A 24,437-nucleotide genomic window follows, 5' to 3' on the forward strand; every position below is an offset into this window, starting at 1 on the left:
CTTAGCGGATGATGCCGCGCTGGGACGCGTCGATGAACGCGACGAGCGCCTTGACCGGCGCGTCGCCGTCGCCGCCGGCTTCCGCCAGCTCGCGCAGCTGCACCTTCGCTTCCTCGAGCGACAGGCCGTTCTTGTACAGCAGCCGGTATGCGCTGCGCAGCGCCGAGATCGCATCGGGCGAGAAGCCGCGGCGGCGCAATCCTTCGACATTGATCCCGTGCGGCTCGGCCTTGTTGCCGGCCGCGATCACGAACGGCGGCACGTCCTGCACGAGCGCCGACGCGCCGCCGAGCATCGCGTGCGCGCCGATGCGCACGAACTGGTGCACGCCGGACATCCCGCCGACGATCGCCCAGTCGCCGATCTCGACGTGGCCAGCCATCTGCGCGTTGCTCGACAGGATCACGTGGCTGCCCACGCGGCAGTCGTGGCCGATATGCACATAGGCCATGATCCAGTTGTCGTCGCCGAGCGTCGTGACGCCGGCGTCCTGCACGGTGCCGGTGTGGATCGTCGTGAATTCGCGGATCGTGTTGCGATTGCCGATCACGAGCCGGGTCGGCTCGTCCTGGTACTTCATGTCCTGCGGCCGGCCGCCGACCGACGCGTAATGGCCGATGCGGTTGTCCTCGCCGATCGTCGTGTGACCTTCGATCACGCTGTGCGAACCGATCGTGGTACGCGCGCCGATCGCGACGTGCGGGCCGACGATCGCGTACGGGCCGATCTCGACCGATTCGTCGATCTGCGCGCCCGGCTCGACAATCGCCGTGGGATGAATCCTGGTCATGCGCCGTTGCCTCTCAATATGATGTGTCGCGTTGCGTTGCCATGCGTGCCGCGTCGCTCAGGGCGCCGCGTCGGCCGTCTTGACCGTGCACATCAGCTCGGCTTCCGCCGCGACCTTGCCGTCCACTTCCGCCACTGCCTTGAACTTCCAGATGCCGCGGATATAGCGTTCGAACGTCACGTTCAGGATCAGCTGGTCGCCCGGCTCGACCACGCGCTTGAAGCGCGCGCCGTCGATGCCGACGAAGTAGTACAGCGTGTTTTCCGGGTCCTTCGGCTGCTCTTCCGCGAACGTCAGCAGCGCGGCCGCCTGCGCGAGCGCCTCGAGAATCAGCACGCCCGGCATCACCGGCCGCTTCGGGAAATGTCCCTGGAAGAACGGCTCGTTGATCGACACGTTCTTCAGCGCCTTGATGCCCTTGTGCGGCTCGAGCTCGAGCACGCGGTCGACGAGCAGAATCGGGTAGCGATGCGGCAGCAGCGTGAGGATCTTGTGGATGTCGAGATTGATTTTTTCAGTGCTCATGATGGTTCGTCTCACGCAGAGGCTGCGCGGTGGTGAAGCAAGTGCTGATGCGGGCCGGCGCCCGGCCCTGTCGGTCGAACCGGGCGGCACGCGCCGTCCCTGCCCGGTTCATGATGTCGCATGGTATGGGTTACGCGTCCGCGCCGCCGCCCTGGGCGGCCAGTGCGGTCTCGAGCGCCTTGATGCGGTCGCGCAGCTTGTCGAGATTGCGCACGAGCGCTGCGCTCTTGTTCCAGTCGCCGTGGTCGACGGCCGGGAATGCGCTCGTGTAGATGCCTGCCTTCGGCAGCGATTTCGATACGCCCGACTTCGCGGTGATGATCACGTAATCGCCGAGCGTCACGTGGCCCGCGATGCCGGCCGCGCCGCCGATCATGCAGTGGCGGCCGATCGTCGTGCTGCCCGCGATCCCCGCGTTCCCGGCGATCACCGTGTAGGCACCGATCCGGCAGTTGTGGCCGATCTGGACCAGGTTGTCGATCTTCACGCATTCCTCGATGACGGTGTCCGCCATCGCGCCGCGGTCGATCGTCGTGTTCGCGCCGATTTCGACGTCCGGGCCGATCGCCACGCCGCCGACCTGCGGGATCTTGACCCAGCTGCCGGTGCGCGCGTCGCCGTCGCCGACGAAGTCCGGCGCGAAGCCGAAGCCGTCCGAGCCGATCACCGCGCCCGAATGCACGATCGCGCGCGGGCCGATCCGGCAGCCGTGGTAAACCGACACGTTCGGATACAGGTGGGAACCGGCGCCGATCTTCGTGCCGCGGCCGACGAACACGTTCGCGTCGAGCTGCACGCCGTCCTCGATCACCGCGCCCGCGTCGATCGTCACGTTCGGGCCGATCACCGCGGTCGCGGCGACCTGCGCGGCCGGATCGATCGTCGCGCTCGGATGCACGCCCGCGGCGCGCGGCGGCGCGGCGAGGTCGATGAACATCTGCGCGACGCGTGCGAAGTACGCGTACGGATTCGGCGTCACAATGAAATTGCGGCCGCTAGCGGCCGCGCCCAGCTTCTCCAGATCCTTCGGCGCGATCAGCACCGCGCCTGCCCGGGTCGTCTCGACCTGCGACAGGTATTTCGGGTTCGCGAGGAACGCGAGCTGCTGGGGGCCGGCCTGGTCGAGCGGCGCGAGGCCGCCGACCGGGCACTGGTGGTCACCGGCGATCTCGCCGCCGAACCGCTTTACGAGTGCCTCAAGCGTCAATGCCATTCGTCGTCCGCTCCGTTCAGTTTACCGAGCCGGACGCGAGCGCCTTGAGCACCTTGTCGGTGATGTCGATGCGCGGACTGACGTACACGGCTTCCTGCACGATCAGGTCGTAGTTCTGCTGCTCGGCGATCTGCTTGATGACCTTGTTGGCGCGCTCGAGCACCGCCGCCAGCTCTTCATTGCGGCGCTGGTTGAGATCCTCGCGGAACTCGCGCTGCTTGCGCTGGAAGTCGGTATCGAGCTGCGCGAGGTCGCGCTGCTTCTGCGCGCGATCGCCCGGCGACAGCGACGTGCCGTTCTTGTCGAGCGAATCCGACATCGACTTCAGGCGCTGCGCCATGTCCTGCAGATCCTTGTCGCGCTTCGCGAACTCGGCCTCGAGCTTCGTCTGCGCCGCCTTCGCGGGGACGGACTCGCGCAGGATCCGATCCGAATTGACCGCCGCGATGCGGGCGACGTCCTGTGCGTGCACCGTCGCGGCGCCCAGGGCCAGCGCAACGGTCAGCGCGCACATCACTCGTTTCGAAAACTTACCGGTTAGCAAAATTACCCTCTCGTTGCTGTTGTCATGAGCGTTCGATCAGAACGCCGTCCCGATCTGGAACTGGAATTTTTGGTACTTGTCGCCTTCGTGCTTCTGAATCGGGAAGCCGAGGCTCAGCTTGAGCGGCCCGATCGGCGAGATCCACGCGAGGCCGACGCCGTAGCCGTAACGCAGGCCGTTCGCGCCCGTGCTGTTGCCGCCCGGCGCGTTGCCCCAGACGTTGCCGCCGTCGACGAACGTGAATACGCGCAGCGTGCGGTCGTAGCCGGTGCCCGGCAGCGGGAACGTCAGCTCGATGTTGCCGACGACCATCTTCGAGCCGCCGATCGGGTCGTTCGTCTTCGAGTCGCGCGGGCCCAGCGAGCTCGGCTCGTAGCCGCGCACGGAGCCGATACCGCCCGCGTAGTAGTTCTTGAAGATCGGGTACGGGTTGCCGATGCCGTTGCCGTAGCCGCCCTGCAGGTTCATGCCCAGGATGAAGCCGCGGGAGAACGAATAGTAGTACTGCGCCTGCAGGTCCGCCTTGTAGTACTGGATCTTGCCGACCGGCACGCCGTATTCGAGGTTCGCCTGCGTGAAGTAGCCGCGGCTCGGGATCAGCGCGCTGTCGCGCGCGTCGCGCGACCACGCGACCGTCAGCGGCACCGTGTTCGACACGCGGCCGAACTCGTGGACGTAGTCCTGGTAGCTCTGCGGCGTGTTCGAATCGACGTCGAGGCGGTTCTGCTCGAAGCCCGCGCCGAAGTACACGGTGTCGACTTCCGAGAACGGGATGCCGAACTTCAGGTTGCCGCCCGCGCTGACGATTTTGAAGCTCGAGTTCGTCGAATAGTAGAGCGGCTGGTACGTGCGGTAGTAGACGTCCGTGATCCGCTTGATGCCGTCGACCGTGAAGTACGGGTCGACCTGCGTGACGGTCAGCGTCCGGTAGCTCTTCGCGGTGTTGACGTTCACCGCGAGACTCGTGCCCGAGCCGAACACGTTGTCCTGCGACACGCCCGCCGACAGCACGACCTTGTCCGTCGACGAGAAGCCCGCGCCGAGCGTGATCGCGCCGGTCGGCTTCTCCGCGACCTTCACGTTCACGTCGACCTGGTCGTTCGTGCCTTCGACCGGCACCGTCGCCACGTCGACATCGGTGAAGTAGCCGAGACGGTTCACGCGGTCCTTCGACAGCGCGAGGCGGCTCGAGTCGAACCACGAGCTCTCGAGCTGGCGCATTTCGCGGCGCACGACCTCGTCGCGGGTGCGCGTGTTGCCGACGATGTTGATGCGGCGCACGTACACGCGGCGGCTCGGATCGACGACGAGCGTCAGGTTCACCTTGTGGTTCGCCTGGTCGATGTCCGGCTGTGCGTTGACGGCCGCGAACGCGTAGCCGTATTCGCCGAGCTTGTCGACGATCGCCTTCGTCGTCTGCTGCAGCTTCTCGGCCGAGAAACGGTCGCCCGGCTTGATCTTGATCAGCTTGTTCAGCTCGGCCTCGCGGTCGAGCAGGTTGCCCGCGAGCTTGATGCCCGACACCGTGTACGGCTCGCCTTCATGCAGCGTGACCGTCAGGTACATGTCCTTCTTGTCCGGCGAGATCGACACCTGGGTCGACTCGATGTTGAACTCGAGGTAGCCGCGGTTCAGGTAGTACGAGCGCACCGCCTCGAGGTCGCCGGTCAGCTTTTCCTTCGAGTACAGGTCGTTCTTCGTGTACCAGGAGAACCAGTTCGGCGTCGACAGCTGCATCTCGTCGCGCAGCGTGCTCGTCTTGAACGCCTTGTTGCCGATGAAGTTGATCTGGCGGATCTTCGCGCTCGGGCCTTCCGCGACCGCGAACAGGATCGACACGCGGTTCGCGTCGACCGGCGTGACCGTGGTCTTGACCTCGGCTGCGTAGAAGCCGCGCGTCAGGTACTGGCGCTTGAGCTCCTGCTCCGCCTTGTCGACGAGCGCCTTGTCGTAGTAGCGACCGTCCGCGAGGCCGACGGCGCGCAGCGCCTTCGACAGGTTGTCCTTGTCGAATTCCTTCGTGCCGGTGAAGTCGATCGACGCAATCGCCGGACGCTCCTGAACCTGCACGATCACGACGTTGCCCTGGGTGGCGATGCGCACGTCGTTGAAAAAGCCCGTCGCGTACAGCGCGCGAATTGCTTCGGATGCCTTGTCGTCCGTGAAGGTATCGCCTTGCTTGATCGGCAGGTACGCAAACACGGAGCCCGGTTCGACGCGCTGCAAGCCCTCGATCTTGATGTCTTGCACCACGAACGGTGCGGCTGCATGCGCCGCGAGTCCGTGCGCGGCGAGCGCCGCCGCTGCCATTGTCTTAGGTACAAAGCGATGAGGTTTGAACAACATGCATCCCCAATATTTAGCTGCATCAAATCAGGCGGCTGCCCGCGGCCGCCGCCTGACGCTTCAAAAATGGATTAACCGAGCCAGATCGTTGAACAGCGCGATCGCCGACAATGCGACGATGCAGATCAACCCGGCTCTTTGCAGAATCAGTTGCCAGCGTTCCGAAACGGCTTTCCCGGTCGCGGCTTCAACCAGATAATATAACAGATGCCCCCCGTCCAAAACGGGAATCGGCAACAAGTTCAGTACGCCAAGGCTAATGCTGACAAGGGCGAGGAACGACAGGAACGCCGACGGACCCAGCCGCGCGCTCTTGCCCGCGTAGTCGGCGATCGTCACCGGGCCCGACAGGTTTTTCAGCGAAGCGTCCCCGGTAATCATCCGCCCGAACATCCGCAGCGAGTACACCGCGATGTCCCACGTGCGGCGCGCGCCCAGCTTCAGGCTGTCGATCGGCCCGTAGCGCACGTCGACGCCCGGCGTCTGCATCGACAGCGCCGCGCCGATGCGACCGACCTGGCGCCCGGTTTCGTCGTCCGGCTGCGCCTGCGGCACGATCGTGACCGTCTGCGCGACGCCGCCGCGCTCGATCTTCAGCGCCAGCGCCTTGCCCGCATGGTGCTTGATCGCGTCGATGAAGCGCGACGCGCCGCCGATCCGCTCGCCGTCGAGCGCAAGCAGCTTGTCGCCGTTCTTCAGTCCCGCCTTCTGCGCCGCGCTGCCCGGCTGGACCGAGGCGACCGACAGCGTGCCGCCGCCCGTCTCGAAGCCCAGCCGCGCCATGAAATCATCGTCGATGTCGCCTTCCGCGATATTGCGCAAATCGACGCGAAAATCGAACGTCGAAGCACCGCCGTCGCGCGCGCCGAGCACGACCTCCCGGTGATCGAACGCCGCCGCGAGGAGCTTCCAGCGCAAATCCGGCCACGAGCGCACCGGCTGCGCGTCGCCTGCGCGCGCGTCGCGGATCGACACGATCGTCTCGTGGCCGTCGAAACCCGCGCGGGCCGCCACCGTGCCGGCCGCCGGCGGCGCGATGATCGCCGCGGGCTCGGTCACGCCGGATGCAAAAACGACCGAAAACAGCAGGATTGCCAACAGGAAGTTGGCAATCGGCCCCGCGGCGACGATCGCGATGCGCTTGCCGACCGACTGGCGGTTGAACGCCTGGCCGAGTTCCTCCGGCTTCACGCCGGGACCCGGTTCGCGTTCGTCGAGCATCTTCACGTAGCCGCCGAGCGGCAGCGCGGACAGCGTCCATTCGGTGCCGGTCTTCTTGCTGACCCAGCGCGCAACCGGCTGGCCGAAGCCGATCGAGAAGCGGAGCACCTTCACGCCGCACCAGCGCGCGACGCGATAATGACCGTACTCATGCACGACAACCAGCACCCCGATCGCCACCGCAAACGCGATCAGTTCGACCAGCACGTTCATGAGCACCTCATTCAGGCAGTGCGCTCCACGCGTGGCGCAGGCGCTTTTGCAATGATCTCGGCGGCGAGGCGGCGTGCCTCGGCATCCGCCGCCAGGACGTCGTCGAGCCCGTTCGGCATGCGGTTCGGCAGCGCGTTGAGCACCGCGTCGACCGTCGCCGCGATCGCCATGAAGCCGATCCGGCGCTCGAGAAACGCTTCGACCGCGACTTCGTTCGCCGCGTTCAACGCGGCGCTCGCGATGCCGCCTTCCGCCAGCGCCTTCAGCGCGAGCGCGAGGCACGGGAAGCGCGCGTAGTCGGGCTTCTCGAACGACAGCTGCGCGATCTGCGCGAGGTCGAGCTGCTCGACGCCCGCGTCGACGCGGTCCGGATAGGCAAGCGCATGCGCGATCGGCGTGCGCATGTCGGGGTTGCCGAGCTGCGCGAGCACCGAGCCGTCGCGGTACGACACGAGCGAATGGATCACGCTCTGCGGATGGATCAGCACGTCGATCCGGTCGCCCGGCAGCCCGAAGATCCAGTGCGCCTCGATCACTTCGAGGCCCTTGTTCATCATCGTCGCGGAATCGACCGAGATCTTCCGGCCCATCACCCAGTTCGGGTGCTTGCACGCCTCGTCGGGCGTCACGTCGACGAGCGTTGCCGGTTCGCGCGTGCGGAACGGGCCGCCCGACGCTGTCAGGATGATCTTCGCGATTCCGCCGTGCTCGGCCGCGTCGCGCGGCATGCACTGGAAGATCGCGTTGTGCTCGCTGTCGACCGGCAGCAGGATCGCGCCATGGTCGCGCACCGCGTCCATGAAGATCGCGCCCGACATCACGAGCGACTCCTTGTTCGCGAGCAGGATGCGCTTGCCGGCGCGCGCGGCCGCGAGGCTCGGCGCGAGGCCCGCCGCACCGACGATCGCCGCGACCACCGTGTCGCACTGGTCGCTCTTCGACACGTCGACGAGCGCCTGCGGCCCGTAGGCGACCTGGGTCTTGCTGCCGGCCGCGCGCAACTGCGCTTCGACGTGCGCGGCCGTCTGCGCGTCGCCGACCACCGCGACCTCGGGCGCAAAGCGCAGGCACTGGGCGACCAGCTTGTCGCCGTTGCGATGCGCGGTCAGCGCATAAACCGAGAAGCGCTCCGGATGGCGCGCGACCACGTCGAGCGTACTGTCTCCGATCGAGCCCGTCGAACCGAGCAATGTCAGGCGTTTTTGCATAACTGAAGTGTAGGGGTTAACCGTGAAACAGCAGCATCGCGAGCGGCAGCACGGGCAGCAGCGCGTCGACGCGGTCGAGCACGCCGCCGTGCCCCGGCAGCAGGCCGCTCGAATCCTTCACGCCGGCCTGGCGCTTCAGCAGCGACTCGAACAGGTCGCCGATCACGCTGTACGCGACGAGCAGCGTCAGCGCCGCCCAGGCGCCCGGTCCGCCGAACTGCGCGGCAAAGGCAGAAAAAAGGGTCGGCTCGAACAGGTGCGCGGCCATCGCGACGCTCGCGACGACCATCACGGCGAGCCAGCCGCCCACCGCCCCTTCCCAGCTCTTCCCGGGGCTGATCGTGACCGCCAGTTTACGCTTCCCGAAGGCCTTGCCCGCGAAATATGCGCCGATGTCGGCCAGCCAGACGACGAGCAGCAGCGACAGCACGAACGGCACGCCCTGCGCGCGCGCCGCGACGAGCGCGTGCCAGCAGGCGGTGAAGATCACGAGGCCGGCCGCGAGCAGGAACGGCCGCCACACGCCCTCGGCGAGCACGGGCTTGCGCCGCAGCGCGAACGGGCCGACCAGCAGCCAGAACACGCCGGCCGCCGCAAAAAGGGGGCGGGATGAAGAGGTGCCGATGCCGAGGCGCGTGGTCGCCAGCAGCGCCAGCGCCGCGACGATCGCGTAGACGACCGGGCCGGCGCCGCCGAGCTTCAGCAGGCGCGCCCATTCCCAGGCGGCGAACACGAGCACGACGCCGATCAGCGCGCCGAACGCGCTCAACGGCGCGAACAAGGTCACCGGCAGCAGCACCGCCAGCAGCACGACCGCCGTGATCACACGGGTTTTCAGCATGAAAGGGAATCGGCGTTCTGGGATTGCGGCTCGAGCTGCGCGCTCGTGCGACCGAAGCGGCGCTCGCGGTCGGTGTACGACGCCAGCGCCTCGGTCAGCGCCGCGCCGTCGAAGTCCGGCCAGAATTTGTCGGTGAAATAGAATTCGGTGTACGCGAGCTGCCACAGCAGGAAGTTGCTGATGCGCTGTTCGCCGCCGGTGCGGATGAACAGGTCGGGCTCCGGCGCATAGGCCATCGCCAGGTGGGGCGCGAAGCTGTCTTCGCTGACTTCCACCTCGCGGCCCTCGCGCGCGGCCTGCTCGACGAGCTTGCGGGTCGCCTGCAGGATGTCCCACCGGCCGCCGTAGTTCGCGGCGATGGTGAGCGTGAGGCGCGTATTGCGCGCCGTCTTGGTTTCGGCGCGGCGGATCAGCGCCTGGATCCGCGGCTCGAAGCGATCGAGATCGCCGACGACGCGCAGGCGGATCCCGTTCGCATGCAGCTTGCCGACCTCGCGCTCCAGCGCGGTGATGAACAGCCGCATCAGGAACGACACTTCGTCGGTCGGCCGCCGCCAGTTCTCCGAGCTGAACGCGAACAGCGTCAGGTATTCGACGCCGACGCGCGCGCAGCCCTCGACCACCGCCCGCACCGCGTCGACGCCGCGCGTATGCCCCGCGACGCGGGGCAGGCGGCGCTCGGTCGCCCAACGGCCATTGCCGTCCATGATGATCGCGATGTGACGCGGCACGGCGCCGACGTCAGGCACGCGAACGGTAGAGCTGGTATAAGTCATGGCCGTTGAGACAGTAATGCGGGAAGAGGCGGTACGCGAGAACGACGGTCAGACCGTCATGATCTCCGCTTCCTTGCTCTGCACGAGCTTGTCGATTTCGGTCACGTGCTTGTCGGTCAGCTTCTGCACGTCGTCGCCCGCGCGGCGCTCGTCGTCTTCCGAGATTTCCTTGTCCTTGACCAGCTTCTTCAGCTGCTCGTTCGCGTCGCGGCGCAGGTTGCGGATCGCGACCTTCGCGGTCTCGCCTTCGCTCTTGACGACCTTCGTCAGCTCGCGGCGGCGCTCTTCCGTCAGCGGCGGCATCGGCACGCGGATCAGGTCGCCGGACGTCGCCGGGTTCAGGCCCAGGTCGGCTTCGCGGATCGCCTTCTCGACCTTCGCGACCATGTTCTTTTCCCATGGCTGCACGCCGATCGTGCGTGCGTCGACGAGCGTCAGGTTGGCCACCTGCGAAATCGGCACCATCGAGCCGTAGTAGTCGACCTGCACGTGATCGAGCAGGCCCGTGTGCGCACGGCCCGTGCGGATCTTCGCCAGATCGTTCTTGAACGCTTCGATCGAGCGCTGCATCTTCTGCTCCACGCCCTTCTTGACATCAGCGACACTCATTTCAACCTCCGAACCTTCAAATCTTCAATGAACGCGGACTCGTCGCGTGCGCAGCGGCGCCGCGCGGGCACCCCAGCCGGTCGCCCGGCCAGTCGCCCGCATCCGCGGGAGTTTACACGTGGACGAGCGTACCCTCGTCCTCGCCCAGCACGATGCGCTTGAGCGCACCCGGCTTGTTGATCGAAAACACGCGAATCGGCAGCTTCTGGTCGCGGCACAGCGCAAACGCGGTCGCGTCCATCACCTGCAGGTTGCGGCTGATCGCCTCGTCGAAGCTGATCGTCGTGTAGCGGGTGGCGGACGGATCCTTCTTCGGATCGGCGGAATACACGCCGTCGACCTTCGTCGCCTTCAGCACCACCTCGGCGCCCACTTCCGAGCCGCGCAGCGCGGCGGCCGTGTCGGTCGTGAAGAACGGGTTGCCGGTGCCGGCAGCAAAGATCACGACGCGGCCCTCCTCGAGCTGACGGATCGCACGCGGGCGGATGTACGGCTCGACGACCTGATCCATCCGCAGCGCGGACTGCACGCGCGCCTCGATGCCGGCGTGGCGCATCGCGTCCTGCAGCGCCAGTGCGTTCATCATCGTCGCCAGCATCCCCATATAGTCCGCCGTCGCGCGGTCCATGCCGGCCGCGCCGCCCGCGACGCCACGGAAAATATTACCGCCGCCGATCACCACCGCGAGCTGCGTGCCGAGACGCACGACTTCGGCGATATCGGCCACCATCCGTTCAATCGTAGCGCGATTGATGCCGAAGGCATCGTCGCCCATCAGCGCTTCGCCGGAAAGTTTGAGGAGGACGCGTTTATAGGCATTGGGCATAGGGGCTTCCGAGCGACGAGAGGATGACAACCACGAACTGTAGGGGCGAAATACTGATTCGGGCAAGCGCCGCCGGCCAGACCGGACCTTCCGGCCGGCCCGGCGACGCCGCCGGCCGCGGCGGAGCGGACGCCCGCCGCGGGTACTGCCGGACTGCTTACTGCTGCTTTGCTGCTGCGACTTGCGCGGCCACTTCGGCGGCGAAGTCGTCCTGACGCTTCTCGATGCCTTCGCCGACGACGAACAGCGCGAACTTCTGCACTGCGGCATTCGCTGCCTTCAGCATCTGCTCGATCGTCTGCTTGTCGTTCTTCACGAACGTCTGGTTCAGCAGCGACACTTCCTTCAGGTACTTCTGGACGCTGCCGTCGACCATCTTCGCGACGATCTCGGCCGGCTTGCCCGATTCCGCAGCCTTCTGCTCGGCCACGCGACGCTCCGTCTCGATCAGCTCGGCCGGCACGTCAGCCGACGACAGCGCGACCGGCTTCATCGCCGCGATGTGCATCGCGACGTCCTTGCCGACCTGCTCTTCTGCGCCCGTGTACTCGACGATCACGCCGATGCGCGCGCCGTGCAGGTAGGTCGCGATCTGGTTCGCGGTTTCGAAACGGACGAAACGGCGGATCGACACGTTCTCGCCGATCTTGCCGATCAGCGCCAGACGCACTGCGTCGACCGTCGAGCCGTCGAGCGGCAGCGCCGACAGCGCGGCCACGTCGACCGGGTTCTGCGTCGCGACGAGTTCAGCGACGGTCTTCGAGAACGCGAGGAAGTCGTCGTTCTTCGCGACGAAGTCGGTTTCGCAGTTCAGCTCGACGAGCGCGCCGGCATTGCCGCCGACGAACGATGCGACGACGCCTTCTGCCGTCACGCGCGATGCCGCCTTGCTCGCCTTGTTGCCGAGCTTGACGCGCAGCAGCTCTTCAGCCTTGGCCAGGTCGCCGTCGGCTTCCGTCAGCGCCTTCTTGCACTCCATCATCGGTGCGTCGGTCTTTGCGCGCAGTTCTGCCACCATGCTTGCGGTAATTGCCGCCATCATTCGCTCCTTGAGTCTGTATTCACAACGCCGCCCGCTTGGACGCGAACGGCCGAGATTCATTTCCGGACCCGCGCCGATTCGGCGCGATCAGGTCCGGCGCACAAGCTAAAAAAAGGGGGCCTGTTGAGAGCCCCCTTTTTGCGCCGGCTCGGGGCCAGTTACGCGTTTTCCTCGACGTACTCGTCGTCGCCGCCGCGCACTGCCTGGACCACTTCGTTGACCGCGTTCGCACGGCCTTCGAGGATCGCGTCGGCCACGCCTTCCGCGTACAGCGCGACTGCCTTGCTCGAGTCGTCGTTACCCGGGATCACGTAGTCCACGCCTTCCGGCGAGTGGTTCGTATCGACCACGGCGATGACCGGCACGCCCAGCTTGTTCGCTTCGGTGACGGCAATCTTGTGGTAGCCGACGTCGACGACGAAGATCGCGTCCGGAATGCCGCCCATGTCCTTCACGCCGCCGATCGACTTCTGCAGCTTGGCGATTTCACGCTCGAACAGCAGCGCTTCCTTCTTGCTCATCTTCTCGAGCTCGCCCGCCTCGACTGCCGCTTCCATGTCCTTCAGGCGCTTGATCGAAACCTTCAGCGTCTTGAAGTTGGTCATCATGCCGCCGAGCCAGCGTGCGTTGACGTACGGCATGCCTGCGCGCTGCGCTTCCTGCGCGATCGTGTCGCGCGACTGGCGCTTCGTGCCGACGAACAGGATCGTGCCGCGGTTTGCCGCCAGCTGACGCACGTACTTCTGCGCGTCGTTGAACATCGGCAACGTCTTTTCGAGGTTGATGATGTGAATCTTGTTGCGGTGACCGAAAATGAACGGTGCCATCTTCGGGTTCCAGAAGCGCGTCTGGTGACCGAAGTGGACACCCGCTTCCAGCATTTGGCGCATCGTAACTGCCATGTAAATTCTCCACGAGGGTTGGGTCTTAAGCCGGCCGCCGTACCGCCGCGCGAACGGGCCCGAAGGCTTTCCGCTCCGCGCGGCCGGCACCCTGGTTGCGCCGGCTTGCGATTCGGCACGCGCAAAAAAGATGCCCGTGCCGCAAGCCTTTCACCGCAAACGCCGCCCCAGGCTGGGGCATGCATGGCATTTGAGTGTCGACTTAGCCAAAGAGTATAGCACGCCGAGCCGTCCGCCCTCAAGTCGCCTGACACTTTGCCGGGCCGGTGGCGGTGCCCGCGGCAATCCGCAAAAACCCGCATCCGCGCGGGCGCCGGGGCTGCGACGCCCGGCATAAGGTGCGATAATCCGCCAATTCACCGCTTTCCAGGCACACCTCGATGGCTATTACGCTCAAAAACGAACACGATATCGCGCAGATGCGCGTCGCCTGCCGTCTGGCGAGCGAAGTGCTCGACTACCTCACCCCGCACGTCGTCGCAGGCATCACGACCGCCGAACTCGACCGCCTCTGCCACAACTACATGGTCGACGTGCAGGGCACGGTTCCCGCGACGCTGAACTACCAGCCGCCCGGCTACCCGCCCTACCCGGCGTCGTGCTGCATTTCCGTCAACGACGTGATCTGCCACGGCATCCCGGGCGACAAGGTGCTCAAGAACGGCGACGCGCTGAACATCGACGTCACCGTGATCAAGGAAGGCTACTTCGGCGACACGAGCCGGATGTTCATCGTCGGCGAGGGCTCGATCCTCGCGAAGCGCCTCGTGCAGACCACCTACGAGTGCATGTGGCTCGGCATCGACCAGGTCAAGCCGGGCGCGCACCTCGGCGACATCGGCCACGCGATCCAGAAGCACGCGGAAGCGCAGGGCTACAGCGTCGTGCGCGAGTACTGCGGCCACGGCATCGGCACGGTGTTCCACGAGGATCCGCAGGTCGTCCACTACGGCCGTCCGGGCACCGGCGTCGAGCTGAAGCCGGGCATGATCTTCACGATCGAGCCGATGATCAACGCCGGCAAGCGCGACATCCGCACGATGCCCGACCAGTGGACGGTCAAGACGCGCGACCGCAGCCTGTCCGCGCAGTGGGAGCACACCGTGCTCGTCACCGAGACCGGCTACGACGTGCTGACCGTGTCCGCCGGCTCGCCCGAACGCCCCGTCTTCGTCCATTCGACCCCGGCGGCCTGAGCGCGTCCGCGCCCGCCCGCTTCCGACCCGCCGCCCATGAGCGCTCACGCCGCCCCCTCGACCGAAGCGCTCTCGCGGCGCGCCGAATTCAAGGCCGCGAAGGCCGACCTGCTCGCGCGCTTTCGCAGCGCGACCAACGTCGCATCGCTGATGCACGCGCTGTCGAAGGCCACCGACGATGCGCTCAAGCGCGTCTGGGACGACTGCGGGCTGCCCGCGACGCTCGCGCTAGTCGCGGTCGGCGGCTACGGACGCGGCGAGCTGGCCCCCTATTCCGACGTCGACATCCTCGTGCTGCTGCCCGACGGGCACGCCGCCGAACTCGACGCCCGGATCGAGCGTTTCATCGGCATGGCCTGGGATCTCGGCCTCGAGATCGGCAGCAGCGTGCGCACGGTCGCGCAATGCATCGAAGAGGCGTCGCAAGACGTCACGGTGCAGACCTCGCTGCTGGAAGCGCGCCGCATCGTCGGCAGCACCGCGCTGTTCGAGCGCTTCACGGTGCGCTACCACGAGGCGCTCGACGCGCGCGCGTTCTTCACCGCAAAGGTGCTCGAGATGCGCCAGCGCCACGCGAAGAGCCAGGACACGCCGTACAGCCTCGAGCCGAACGTGAAGGAAAGTCCGGGCGGGCTGCGCGACCTGCAGACGATCCTGTGGATCGCGCGCGCGGCCGGCTTCGGCAGCAGCTGGCGCGAGCTCGACACGCGCGGCCTCATCACCGAGCGCGAAGCGCGCGAGCTGCGCCGCAACGAGGGTTTCCTGAAGACGCTGCGCGCGCGGCTGCACGTGATCGCCGGGCGCCGCCAGGACATGCTCGTGTTCGACCTGCAGACCCAGGCGGCCGAAAGCTTCGGCTACCGGCCGACGCCCGCGAAGCGCGCGAGCGAGCAGCTGATGCGCCGCTACTACTGGGCCGCGAAGGCCGTCACGCAGCTCGCGACGATCCTGATCCAGAACATCGAGGCGCAGCTCTTTCCCGCGACGAGCGGCATCACGCGCGTGCTGTCTCCCGACCGCTTCGTCGAAAAGCAGGGGATGCTCGAGATCGTCGACGACGACGTGTTCGAGCGCCATCCGGACGCGATCCTCGAGGCGTTCCTGCTCTACGAGACGACGCGCGGCGTGAAGGGCCTGTCCGCGCGCACGCTGCGGGCGCTGTACAACTCGCGCGAGATCATGAACAACGCGTGGCGGCGCGATCCGCAGAACCGCCGGACGTTCATGCAGATCCTGCAGCAGCCCGAAGGCATCACGCACGCGTTCCGGCTGATGAACCAGACGAGCGTGCTCGGCCGCTATCTGCTGAATTTCCGCCGCATCGTCGGCCAGATGCAGCACGACCTGTATCACGTGTACACGGTCGACCAGCACATCCTGATGGTGCTGCGCAACATCCGCCGCTTCGCGGTCGCCGAGCATGCGCACGAATATCCGTTCTGCAGCCAGCTGATCGGCAACTTCGAGCGGCCGTGGGTGCTGTATATCGCGGCGCTGTTCCACGACATCGCGAAGGGCCGCGGCGGCGATCACTCGACGCTCGGGATGGCCGACGCGCGGCGCTTCTGCCGCGAGCACGGCGTCGCCGGCGACGACGCCGCGCTGATCGTCTGGCTGGTCCAGCATCACCTGACGATGAGCCAGGTCGCGCAGAAGCAGGACACGAGCGATCCGGAAGTCATCAAGCGCTTCGCCGATCTCGTCGGCAGCGAGCGCCGGCTGACGGCACTCTACCTGCTGACCGTCGCCGACATCCGCGGCACCAGCCCGAAGGTCTGGAACACGTGGAAGGGCAAGCTGCTCGAAGACCTGTACCGCGCGGCGCTCGCGGTGCTCGGCGGCGCGCAGCCCGACACGCATTCCGAACTGAAGTCGCGCCAGGAAGAGGCGCTCGCGCTGCTGCGCCTCGAGACCGTGCCCACCGATGCGCACCGCGCGCTGTGGGACCAGCTCGACATCGGCTTCTTCCTGCGCCACGACGCCGCCGACATCGCATGGCAGACCCGCGTGCTGTACCGGCACGTGAACGCCGAGACCGCGATCGTGCGCGCGCGGCCGTCGCCCGTCGGCGATGCGCTGCAGGTGCTCGTCTACGTGAAGGACCGCGCGGACCTGTTCGCGGGCATCTGCGCGTACTTCGACCGCAACGGGCTGTCGGTGCTCGACGCGCGCGTCAGCACGACGCGGCACGGCTATGCGCTCGACAACTTCATCGTCACGCAGACCGAGCACGACGTGCAGTACCGCGACATCGCGAACCTCGTCGAGCAGCAGCTGGCGACGCGCCTCGCCGAGGCCGCGCCGCTGCCGGAACCGTCCAAGGGCCGGCTGTCGCGGCTGTCGCGGACGTTTCCGATCACGCCGCGCGTCGACCTGCGGGCCGACGAGCGCGGCCAGTACTACATCCTGTCCGTGTCCGCCAACGACCGGCCGGGCCTTCTCTATTCGATCGCGCGCGTGCTGGCCGAGCACCGGGTCGGCGTCCACGCGGCGCGGATCAATACGCTCGGCGAACGCGTCGAGGACATCTTCCTGCTCGACGGCGCCGGCCTGTCCGGCAACCGTCTGCAGATTCAGGTGGAAACCGAGTTGCTGCGCGCGATCGCAGTCTGAAACAGTCTGAAAGTATCCCAGCGTTTATGCGCACCAAATTGACCGTCAAGAATCCGCGGCCGGCGTCGCCGACCCGCGCACCCGTCCGCTCCGGCAGCCTCGTCGCCCGCAAGCCGGTGCGCGCCGCTGCACCGGATGCGGCAGCCAAGCCGGCCCGCCCGAAGAAGGCGCCCGCGCCGGCGGCCGCCGGCGAGCGTGCGTTCAAGCCGCGCGCCGCCAGTGGCGCGGACCGTCCGGGCGCGGATCGCGCACCGGCGAAACGTCCGCCGCGTGACGGCGGCGCCGAGCGGAGCTATCGCGGCGGCGATGCGAAACCCACCGGCCGCACCGAACAACGCGGCGCGGGCCGCCCCGGCGAAAACCGCCCGTATCGCAACGCGGAAGGCAAGCCGGGTGCGCGAGGCGAGCGCGGCGAATCGCGCCCATCGCGCCCGTATCGCAGCGCGGATGCAAAACCCGCGGGCCGTACCGAGCGCGGTGAGCGCCGCGCCGGCGAAGACCGTCCGTATCGCAGCGCCGACGCGAAATCCACGGGCCGCACCGAGCGCGGCGAGCGCCGCTCCGGCGAAGGCCGCCCGTATCGCAGCGCAGACGCGAAGCCCACGGGCCGCACCGAGCGCGGCGAGCGCCGCTCCGGCGACGACCGCCCGTATCGCAGTGCCGACGCGAAGCCCACGGGCCGCACCGAGCGCGGCGAGCGCCGCTCCGGCGAGGACCGCCCGTATCGCAGCGCAGAAGGCAAGCCCGCCGTGCGCGGCGATACCCGCCCATATCGGGGCGCGGATGCGAGACCCGCGAGCGAGCGCCGCAGCGCCGACGGCAAGTTCAGCCGGGGCAAACCCGACGCACGTCCGGCCCGCCGCGGCGACGACGATGCGCGGCCCCGCCGAGCGAGCGCCGGCGCCGAAGGCGGCAAGCGCCCCTATCGCGACGCAACAGGCGGCGAAGGCGCAAAGCGCAGCTTCGGCGAACGCCGCACGTCGTCCGAACGTCCGGCCCGCGCGCCGCGCGACGGCGATCGCGCCGCCCGCGGCCCGAACGCCCCCGCCAAGCGCGGCGCTGCAGAGCGGCCGTCGTCCGGCGCGCGCTTCAAGGCCGCGCAACCGGTGAAGCACCGGGCAGCCGACGTGGACCGCGGCGACGAGACCGGCCTGATGCGCCTGTCGAAGCGGATGTCCGAACTGGGCCTGTGCTCGCGCCGCGAAGCCGACGAATGGATCGAGAAAGGCTGGGTGCTGGTCGACGGCGAACGCATCGACACGCTCGGCACCAAGGTGCGCGCCGACCAGCGCATCGAGATCGACGAACGCGCCAGCGCGGCACAAGCGGCGCAGGTGACGATCCTGCTGCACAAGCCGGTCGGCTATGTGTCGGGCCAGGCGGAAGACGGCTACGAGCCCGCGACCGTGCTGATCACGCGCGAGAACCACTGGAGCGGCGACCGCTCGGCGCTGCGCTTCTCGCCGCAGCATCTGCACTCGCTCGCGCCGGCAGGCCGGCTCGACATCGATTCGACCGGCCTGCTCGTGCTGACGCAGAATGGCCGGATCGCGAAGCAGCTGATCGGCGAGCAGTCGGACATCGACAAGGAATACCTCGTGCGCGTGCGCTTTGGCGAGCGCCTGATCGACATCGACCAGCACTTCCCGGCGGAATCGCTCGCGAAGCTGCGCCACGGCCTCGAGCTCGACGGCGTCGCGCTGAAGCCCGCGATGGTGAGCTGGCAGAACGGCGAGCAGCTGCGTTTCGTGCTGCGCGAAGGCAAGAAGCGCCAGATCCGCCGCATGTGCGAACTGGTCGGCCTCGAGGTGATCGGCCTCAAGCGCGTGCGCATGGGCCGCGTGATGCTCGGCGCGCTGCCGCAGGGGCAATGGCGCTACCTGTCGGCCGACGAGACGTTCTGACGGCAATACGCGGCGCGTTTGCGCACGTCACGAAAAAGCCCGCTTGTGAACTGAACCCCAGGAGTTGGACATAGATCCGACCCTTGGGTTTTTTTCATGTTGAAGCACGACGAGCGATTAAAGCTCAAAGTAGTGAAGCAGTATTTGGCGGGAGGGATAGGCTTCAGAGCCTTGGCCCAGGCCCATGGGGTGGGCCGAACCTTGGCGCGGCAGTGGGTTGCGGAGTACAAACTGCACGGTATTGATGGGCTGCGCCGCAAGGGTCACAGCGAGTACAGCGCGCAATTCAAGCGTGAGGCGCTGGAGCGTATGCAGCGAGAGAATCTGTCCCGTACGCAGATGCAGGCGATACTGGGTATCCGAGATCCTGGAGCACTTGCCCGTTGGGAACGCCAGTATCATGACGGCGGTTTCCCAGCCCTGTTACCGCGCCCCAAGGGGCGCCGCCCCAACAAGATGTCGACTTTACCGCCTACCGAACCTACGCCGTCGGACGCCGAATCGGATACCCGTACCCGCGAGCAATTGCTCAAGGAGAACGAATACCTGCGCGCGGAGGTGGCCTATCTAAAAAAACTCGATGCCTTGATTCGGGCGGAGCAACGTCAGACACGACGCGCAAAGCGCAAGTAGTGCTCGAATTGAGGCAAGACCATGCATTGGCCATCCTGCTGGACGTAGCGGGATTGGCGCGCAGTACTTTTTACTACCAGCAGAAAGCGCTTCAAGCCGGAGATCGTTACGCCGGGCTCAAGCAACGCATCCGTGCGATCTACGAGTCCCACCGGGGCCGGTATGGCTATCGGCGTATCACGGCGGTAGTCCGACAGGCTGGAGAACAGATCAATCACAAACTGGTTCGGCGCTTGATGGTTCAGCTCGGCTTGAAGTCGCTGGTGCGGCCGAAGAAGTACCGCTCCTATCGAGGAACGGTAGGCCGTGTTGCCCCGAACCTGCTCAACCGGCAATTCAAGGCGCAGCGACCTAACGAGAAGTGGGTCACGGATGTCACCGAATTCAACGTGAAAGGCCGCAAGCTATACCTGTCGCCGGTGATGGATCTGTATAACGGGGAGATCATTGCCTGGCAGAGTGCTGTCCAGCCGACCTTCGATCTGGTTGGAAGCATGCTGAGCAAAGCGTTCTCCCGTCTCGGGCAAGGCGAGCGCCCTCTGCTGCATTCCGATCAAGGATGGCAGTACCAGATGGCTGCCTATCGAAGACTGCTGGATCAGCGGGCGATTCGCCAGAGCATGTCGCGCAAGGGCAACTGCCTGGACAATGCCGCGATGGAAAGCTTCTTTGGTACGCTCAAGGCAGAGTTCTTCCACTTGAACGAGTTCGACAGCGTTGAACAGCTACAGGCTGGGATCCAGCAGTACATCCATTACTACAACCACGAACGTATCCGGCTGAAACTAAAAGGGCTGAGTCCTGTGCAGTACAGAACTCAGCCCTTCTTGGCCCAGCATTCTTGAACCGTCCAACTTCCGGGGTTCAGTTCACTTGCGCGGGCTTTTTTTCCGGCCTGCGTGACGCACGATTGCGCCCGCCCATCCCGCGTCAGTCGTCCGTCGCGTCGAGCCCCGGAAACAGCACTTCGGTAAACCCGAAGCGCGTGAAGTCGGTGATCCGCATCGGGTACAGCTTGCCGATCAGGTGATCGTATTCATGCTGGACGACCCGCGCGTGAAACCCTTCGGCGACACGGTCGATCTTCGCGCCGAACTGGTCGAAGCCGCTGTAGCGGATCTTCGCGTAACGGCTGACGACGCCGCGCATGCCCGGCACCGACAGGCAGCCTTCCCAGCCCTCCTCCATGTCCGGCGGCATGAACTCGACCTTCGGGTTGATCAGCACGGTCTCGGGCACGGGCGGCGCTTCCGGGTAGCGGTTGTTGTTGCCGAAGCCGAAGATGATGACCTGCAGGCCGACGCCGATCTGCGGCGCGGCCAGCCCCGCGCCGTTCGCGTGATGCATGGTCTCGAACATGTCCGCGACCAGTTCGTGCAGCGCCGGCGTGTCGAAGCGCTCGACCGGCTGGGCGATCTCGAGCAGGCGGGGATCGCCCATCTTCAGAATCTCGCGAATCATGGCGCGTGGCCCTCCAGAAGTTGGTGTAATCCGTCTTCGTCCAGCACGGGGATGCCGAGTTCCTCGGCCTTCGCGAGCTTGCTGCCCGCCTCCGCGCCCGCGACGACATAATCCGTCTTCTTCGACACCGAACCGGCGACCTTCGCGCCGGCGGCCTCGAGCATCTCCTTCGCCGCATCGCGCGTGAGGTTCGGCAGCGTGCCCGTCAGCACGACGGTCTTGCCGGCCAGCACGCCCTGCGGCGCCTTCGGCGCGGGCGGCCCTTCGGGCCACGTGACCTTGCCCGGCGCGCGCAGCTGCTCGATCACCGTGCGGTTGTGGTCCTCCGCGAAGAACTGGTGGATCGACTCGGCGACGATCGGCCCGACGTCGTTGACTTCGAGCAGTTCCTCGAGCGTCGCATCCATGATCGGGGTCAGCGAGCCGAAATGCTTCGCGAGATCCTTCGCGGTCGATTCGCCGACGTGGCGGATGCCGAGCCCGTAGATGAAGCGTGCCAGCGTCGTGTGCTTGGCCTTCTCGAGCGAATCGAGCAGGTTCTGCGCGGACTTCTCCGCGAACCGGTCGAGTTCCGCGAGCGTCGCGAAGCCGAGGTTGAACAGGTCGGCCGGCGTGCGCACGAGGTTCTGCTCGACCAGCTGGTCGATGATCTTCTCGCCGAGTCCGTCGATGTCGAGCGCGCGCCGCTGCGCGAAGTGCCACAGCGCCTGCTTGCGCTGCGCCGGGCAGAACAGGCCGCCCGTGCAGCGGGCGATCGCCTCGTCCGGCAACCGCTCGATGCGCGAGCCGCACACCGGGCACGCGGTCGGCATCACGAACTCAGGTGCGGGGTCCGGCCGCCGGTCGAGCACCGCGCCGACCACTTCCGGAATCACGTCGCCCGCACGCCGCACGATCACCGTGTCGCCGATGCGGATGTCCTTGCGGCGCACCTCGTCCTCGTTGTGCAGCGTCGCGTTGGTCACGGTCGCGCCGCCGACGAACACCGGCTCGAGCCGCGCGACCGGCGTGATCGCACCGGTGCGGCCGACCTGCACGTCGATCGCGACGAGCGTCGTCAGCGCTTCCTGCGCCGGGAACTTGTGCGCGAGCGCGAAGCGCGGCGCGCGCGACACGAAGCCGAGCCGCTCCTGTTCATCGCGGCGATTCACCTTGTAGACGACGCCGTCGATGTCGTACGGCAACGACTCGCGCTGCTCGCCGATCTTGCGGAAGAACCCGAGCAGCCCGTCCGCGCCGCGCACGACCGCGCGCTCGCGATTCACCGGCAGGCCGAGCGTCTCGTACCAGTCGAGCAGCGCGCTGTGCGTGTCGGGCATCGGCGCGCCGTCGAGCACGCCGATCCCGTACGCGAAGAACGACAGCGGGCGCTGCGCGGTGATCTTCGGATCGAGCTGGCGCAGGCTGCCGGCCGCCGCGTTGCGCGGGTTCGCGAATTCGCGCTGCTCGGCCGCGCGCTGGCGTTCGTTCAGGCGCGCGAAATCGCGCTTGAACATCAGCACCTCGCCGCGCACGTCGAGCACGGCCGGCAGATTCTTGCCCTTCAGCTTCAGCGGCAGCGAGCGGATCGTGCGGACGTTCTGCGTCACGTCCTCGCCGGTCGTCCCGTCGCCGCGCGTCGACGCCTGCACGAACGTGCCGTTTTCGTAGCGCAGCGAGATTGCAAGACCGTCGAATTTCAGCTCGCACGCGTATTCGACAGGGTCGGTCACCGACCCGGCGAGATCGACGGCCTTGTCGAGCGCGTCGGCGATACGCTTGTCGAACGCGGCGATGTCCTCATCCTCGAAGCCGTTGTTCAGCGACAGCATCGGCGCGTCGTGGACGACCGGCGTGAAGCCGCCCGCGGCCTCGCCGCCAACGCGCTGCGTCGGCGAGTCGGGCGTCACGAGTTCGGGGTGATCCGCCTCGAGCTGTTGCAGTTCGAGAAACAGTCGGTCGTATTCGGCGTCGGGCAGGTCCGGCTGGTCGAGCACGTAATAGGCGTGGTTCGCCCGCTCGAGTTGGTCGCGCAGCCACGCGGCACGCGCGTCGGGCTGGCTGGCTGGCGGTTCGGCTTGGGTTCGGGCCATGCTGGCGGCAGATTCTTTCTGAGACAATCGAATGCCAGATTATCTCAGTTTGGCGCCGCGCCGGGGGCCGGAAACAGCGTGGCGCGCGATGCTGCCGACGGCCGCCGGCAGCGGGGGCGCGGCGCGCGGATCACGCGCCGCGACCGGTGGTTCGCGTTACTGACTGAACAACCGCCGCGTCACCGGCGAACCGGCCGGAATACCCGCCTCTTCCAGTTTCGCGTACAGCTTCATCAGCTGCTGCTCGATCGCGAGCAGCGTCGATTCCGGCAGCGGCCTGCGCTGGTCGTCGACCACCCGCGCGCCGATCCGCTCGGACAGCGACTTCGCGTAGTCGCACATCAGCCGGAACGGCAGGATGTCCTCTTCCGCGACCGGCACGTCGAGCACCAGCGTGATCATGTTGCCGCCCTTGTAGGTCAGGTCGTCGCGCAGGAAATTGGTATCGCCGAACTGCAGCATGAACACCGGATTCTGCTTCGCGTCGAGCTTGACGAAGCGGGTGCCGTCGCGCGACAGCAGCAGCCCGTCCTGCGACGCCACCGCCTGCACGTAGTTGGCCGACCACGGCGCGCCGTCCGACATCACGTTGATCGACAACTGCGCGTCGCATTGCGCGGCGAAGCCGTCGAGCTCGCGCGCCATCGACACCGTCTCCATCATGTCCGGGAATTCGGGCGCGCCGTCGATCGCGTCGGCGAACTGCTGGACGCCCGTCACGAATTCCGAGAACTCCAGCTCGTTCAGCGGGCCGCCGCGGTTCGCAAGCTGCGCGGCCGCGCGCAGCTCCTCGTAGCGCACGCCGTTCTGCAGCAGCTCCCAGTTCCCGCCTTCCGGCTTGCCTTCGATGTGCACCGGCTTGCTGCCCGCGCGGCGCAGGCGCTGCGCAACCGGCAGGATCTTGTCGCCCGGCAGCGGCGACGCAAGGCGGATCGGCACGATGCAGTCGATCCGGCGATCGACGACCGCGGGCGGCGCCGCGGAGATCGTCGTCGCGGCCGGCAGCACCGGCTCGACCGGCTCCACCGGCTCGCTCGCGCGGCTTTCGTCGGCCGTCTCGGCGACCGGCAGGTCGACCGACGTCGCCTCGGCCTGCAGGTCCGCCGGCATGTCGGCAGGCGCCGCACCGCCTAAGGTGGCCCCGCCGAACGTCGGCTCGACGCGTGCGGCCTCGGCCGACGCGTCCGCCACGCCCGTCGCGGACTCGGCGTCCGGCGCCGCCGATTCGCGGCGCGCCGGCTGGCGCACGGGCTCGATGAACGGCAGCTCGTCGTCGCGCTCCGGGCGGTGCATCGCGTCCGCCGTCTCCTGTGGCATCGGACGCGGCATCTTGCGCCGCACCTTCGCGCCCTGCCACGCGTTGTAGACCAAGACGCCGCCTACCACGACCGCGCCTGCGCCGATCAAACCGAGTGTCAACTCGTCCATGCACGCTCCATCACAATTCTTTTTCGTTGGGCTCGCAAGCGGGGCGCCGTTGCGCCGGGCGGCTCGGTGCCGCA

The 24,437-nt window shown here is 66.9% G+C and carries 20 protein-coding genes; 4 read left to right on the forward strand and 16 right to left on the reverse strand.

Translation table 11 applies throughout. From position 1 onward, the window contains the following. Position 1 precedes the first annotated feature (1 nt). The 13 genes from lpxA to rpsB form a co-directional block, all read right to left on the reverse strand. A complete protein-coding gene (gene lpxA, locus ACFIMZ_RS12415) occupies positions 2-790 on the reverse strand; it encodes an acyl-ACP--UDP-N-acetylglucosamine O-acyltransferase (protein ID WP_431819779.1) in 789 nt (262 codons plus the stop codon). 57 nt (positions 791-847) lie between these two features. After that, on the reverse strand, positions 848-1,315 hold the full coding sequence (gene fabZ / locus ACFIMZ_RS12420; RefSeq protein WP_006495559.1) for a 3-hydroxyacyl-ACP dehydratase FabZ: 468 nt from the start codon (positions 1,313-1,315) through the stop codon (positions 848-850). 130 nt (positions 1,316-1,445) lie between these two features. Further along, positions 1,446-2,528 carry a UDP-3-O-(3-hydroxymyristoyl)glucosamine N-acyltransferase gene (lpxD, locus tag ACFIMZ_RS12425; RefSeq protein ID WP_431819780.1) on the reverse strand — a complete coding sequence of 361 codons (1,083 nt, stop codon included), beginning with the start codon at positions 2,526-2,528 and terminating at the stop codon, positions 1,446-1,448. A 16-nt stretch (positions 2,529-2,544) separates the two neighbouring features. Further along, a complete protein-coding gene (locus tag ACFIMZ_RS12430) occupies positions 2,545-3,042 on the reverse strand; it encodes an OmpH family outer membrane protein (protein WP_431819781.1) in 498 nt (165 codons plus the stop codon). Between the two features lie 66 nt (positions 3,043-3,108). Beyond that, positions 3,109-5,418, reverse strand: a complete 2,310-nt coding sequence (gene bamA / locus ACFIMZ_RS12435; protein ID WP_431819782.1) for an outer membrane protein assembly factor BamA — start codon at positions 5,416-5,418, stop codon at positions 3,109-3,111. Positions 5,419-5,478: 60 nt separating this feature from the next. Continuing rightward, entirely contained in the window at positions 5,479-6,852 is a 1,374-nt protein-coding gene (gene rseP, locus ACFIMZ_RS12440; RefSeq protein ID WP_431822485.1) for an RIP metalloprotease RseP, read from the reverse strand. A gap of 11 nt (positions 6,853-6,863) precedes the next feature. Beyond that, positions 6,864-8,060 carry a 1-deoxy-D-xylulose-5-phosphate reductoisomerase gene (locus ACFIMZ_RS12445; RefSeq protein WP_431819783.1) on the reverse strand — a complete coding sequence of 399 codons (1,197 nt, stop codon included), beginning with the start codon at positions 8,058-8,060 and terminating at the stop codon, positions 6,864-6,866. A 16-nt stretch (positions 8,061-8,076) separates the two neighbouring features. Beyond that, the gene (locus tag ACFIMZ_RS12450; RefSeq protein WP_084903772.1) at positions 8,077-8,901 is read right to left on the reverse strand and encodes a phosphatidate cytidylyltransferase; all 825 of its coding nucleotides are present in this window, start codon (positions 8,899-8,901) and stop codon (positions 8,077-8,079) included. Continuing rightward, a complete protein-coding gene (gene uppS, locus ACFIMZ_RS12455; protein WP_431819784.1) occupies positions 8,895-9,677 on the reverse strand; it encodes a polyprenyl diphosphate synthase in 783 nt (260 codons plus the stop codon). Before uppS ends, ACFIMZ_RS12450 begins: the two co-directional genes overlap by 7 nt. A gap of 48 nt (positions 9,678-9,725) precedes the next feature. Continuing rightward, positions 9,726-10,286: a ribosome recycling factor gene (gene frr, locus ACFIMZ_RS12460; protein WP_010092064.1), complete on the reverse strand. Its 561-nt coding sequence runs from the start codon at positions 10,284-10,286 to the stop codon at positions 9,726-9,728. A gap of 112 nt (positions 10,287-10,398) precedes the next feature. Then, positions 10,399-11,112, reverse strand: a complete 714-nt coding sequence (pyrH, locus tag ACFIMZ_RS12465; RefSeq protein WP_431819785.1) for a UMP kinase — start codon at positions 11,110-11,112, stop codon at positions 10,399-10,401. A gap of 157 nt (positions 11,113-11,269) precedes the next feature. Beyond that, positions 11,270-12,151: a translation elongation factor Ts gene (tsf, locus tag ACFIMZ_RS12470; RefSeq protein WP_431819786.1), complete on the reverse strand. Its 882-nt coding sequence runs from the start codon at positions 12,149-12,151 to the stop codon at positions 11,270-11,272. A 161-nt stretch (positions 12,152-12,312) separates the two neighbouring features. Further along, complete coding sequence (gene rpsB, locus ACFIMZ_RS12475; protein WP_010092062.1) at positions 12,313-13,056, reverse strand: 30S ribosomal protein S2; 744 nt, start codon at positions 13,054-13,056, stop codon at positions 12,313-12,315. Positions 13,057-13,436: 380 nt separating this feature from the next. Here rpsB and map point away from each other — a divergent pair, with 380 nt between their 5' ends. The 4 genes from map to ACFIMZ_RS12495 all read left to right on the forward strand — a co-directional run bounded on the left by map (position 13,437) and on the right by ACFIMZ_RS12495 (position 20,247). Then, complete coding sequence (gene map / locus ACFIMZ_RS12480; RefSeq protein ID WP_431819787.1) at positions 13,437-14,252, forward strand: type I methionyl aminopeptidase; 816 nt, start codon at positions 13,437-13,439, stop codon at positions 14,250-14,252. Between the two features lie 36 nt (positions 14,253-14,288). Continuing rightward, positions 14,289-16,865: a [protein-PII] uridylyltransferase gene (locus ACFIMZ_RS12485; RefSeq protein WP_431819788.1), complete on the forward strand. Its 2,577-nt coding sequence runs from the start codon at positions 14,289-14,291 to the stop codon at positions 16,863-16,865. A 26-nt stretch (positions 16,866-16,891) separates the two neighbouring features. Beyond that, positions 16,892-18,769 carry a pseudouridine synthase gene (locus ACFIMZ_RS12490; RefSeq protein WP_431819789.1) on the forward strand — a complete coding sequence of 626 codons (1,878 nt, stop codon included), beginning with the start codon at positions 16,892-16,894 and terminating at the stop codon, positions 18,767-18,769. Between the two features lie 96 nt (positions 18,770-18,865). Beyond that, a protein-coding gene (locus ACFIMZ_RS12495) for an IS3 family transposase (RefSeq protein WP_431819772.1) occupies positions 18,866-20,247 on the forward strand; the annotation gives its coding sequence in 2 pieces (ribosomal slippage) (positions 18,866-19,346 and positions 19,346-20,247; 1,383 coding nt in all). Between the two features lie 85 nt (positions 20,248-20,332). On the opposite strand, the gene def is transcribed toward ACFIMZ_RS12495, so the two are convergent. The 3 genes from def to ACFIMZ_RS12510 form a co-directional block, all read right to left on the reverse strand. Then, positions 20,333-20,863, reverse strand: coding sequence for a peptide deformylase (gene def / locus ACFIMZ_RS12500; protein WP_431819790.1), 531 nt, complete (start codon positions 20,861-20,863; stop codon positions 20,333-20,335). Then, positions 20,860-22,935 (reverse strand): NAD-dependent DNA ligase LigA, encoded by a 2,076-nt coding sequence (gene ligA, locus ACFIMZ_RS12505; protein WP_431819791.1) that lies wholly within the window; start codon positions 22,933-22,935, stop codon positions 20,860-20,862. Before ligA ends, def begins: the two co-directional genes overlap by 4 nt. A gap of 156 nt (positions 22,936-23,091) precedes the next feature. Continuing rightward, positions 23,092-24,363: a cell division protein ZipA C-terminal FtsZ-binding domain-containing protein gene (locus ACFIMZ_RS12510; RefSeq protein WP_431819792.1), complete on the reverse strand. Its 1,272-nt coding sequence runs from the start codon at positions 24,361-24,363 to the stop codon at positions 23,092-23,094. Positions 24,364-24,437 lie beyond the last annotated feature (74 nt).

Origin of the sequence: Burkholderia sp. F1 (genome assembly GCF_050813845.1) — a bacterium.
GTDB lineage: Bacteria > Pseudomonadota > Gammaproteobacteria > Burkholderiales > Burkholderiaceae > Burkholderia > Burkholderia ubonensis.

Coding starts and splice junctions, on each gene's coding strand:
- lpxA (WP_431819779.1), bottom strand. CDS start 790: ATGACCAGGATTCATCCCACGGCGATTGTCGAGCCGGGCGCGCAGATC.
- fabZ (WP_006495559.1), bottom strand. CDS start 1,315: ATGAGCACTGAAAAAATCAATCTCGACATCCACAAGATCCTCACGCTG.
- lpxD (WP_431819780.1), bottom strand. CDS start 2,528: ATGGCATTGACGCTTGAGGCACTCGTAAAGCGGTTCGGCGGCGAGATC.
- ACFIMZ_RS12430 (WP_431819781.1), bottom strand. CDS start 3,042: ATGTGCGCGCTGACCGTTGCGCTGGCCCTGGGCGCCGCGACGGTGCAC.
- bamA (WP_431819782.1), bottom strand. CDS start 5,418: ATGTTGTTCAAACCTCATCGCTTTGTACCTAAGACAATGGCAGCGGCG.
- rseP (WP_431822485.1), bottom strand. CDS start 6,852: ATGAACGTGCTGGTCGAACTGATCGCGTTTGCGGTGGCGATCGGGGTG.
- ACFIMZ_RS12445 (WP_431819783.1), bottom strand. CDS start 8,060: ATGCAAAAACGCCTGACATTGCTCGGTTCGACGGGCTCGATCGGAGAC.
- ACFIMZ_RS12450 (WP_084903772.1), bottom strand. CDS start 8,901: ATGCTGAAAACCCGTGTGATCACGGCGGTCGTGCTGCTGGCGGTGCTG.
- uppS (WP_431819784.1), bottom strand. CDS start 9,677: ATGACTTATACCAGCTCTACCGTTCGCGTGCCTGACGTCGGCGCCGTG.
- frr (WP_010092064.1), bottom strand. CDS start 10,286: ATGAGTGTCGCTGATGTCAAGAAGGGCGTGGAGCAGAAGATGCAGCGC.
- pyrH (WP_431819785.1), bottom strand. CDS start 11,112: ATGCCCAATGCCTATAAACGCGTCCTCCTCAAACTTTCCGGCGAAGCG.
- tsf (WP_431819786.1), bottom strand. CDS start 12,151: ATGGCGGCAATTACCGCAAGCATGGTGGCAGAACTGCGCGCAAAGACC.
- rpsB (WP_010092062.1), bottom strand. CDS start 13,056: ATGGCAGTTACGATGCGCCAAATGCTGGAAGCGGGTGTCCACTTCGGT.
- map (WP_431819787.1), top strand. CDS start 13,437: ATGGCTATTACGCTCAAAAACGAACACGATATCGCGCAGATGCGCGTC.
- ACFIMZ_RS12485 (WP_431819788.1), top strand. CDS start 14,289: ATGAGCGCTCACGCCGCCCCCTCGACCGAAGCGCTCTCGCGGCGCGCC.
- ACFIMZ_RS12490 (WP_431819789.1), top strand. CDS start 16,892: ATGCGCACCAAATTGACCGTCAAGAATCCGCGGCCGGCGTCGCCGACC.
- def (WP_431819790.1), bottom strand. CDS start 20,863: ATGATTCGCGAGATTCTGAAGATGGGCGATCCCCGCCTGCTCGAGATC.
- ligA (WP_431819791.1), bottom strand. CDS start 22,935: ATGGCCCGAACCCAAGCCGAACCGCCAGCCAGCCAGCCCGACGCGCGT.
- ACFIMZ_RS12510 (WP_431819792.1), bottom strand. CDS start 24,363: ATGGACGAGTTGACACTCGGTTTGATCGGCGCAGGCGCGGTCGTGGTA.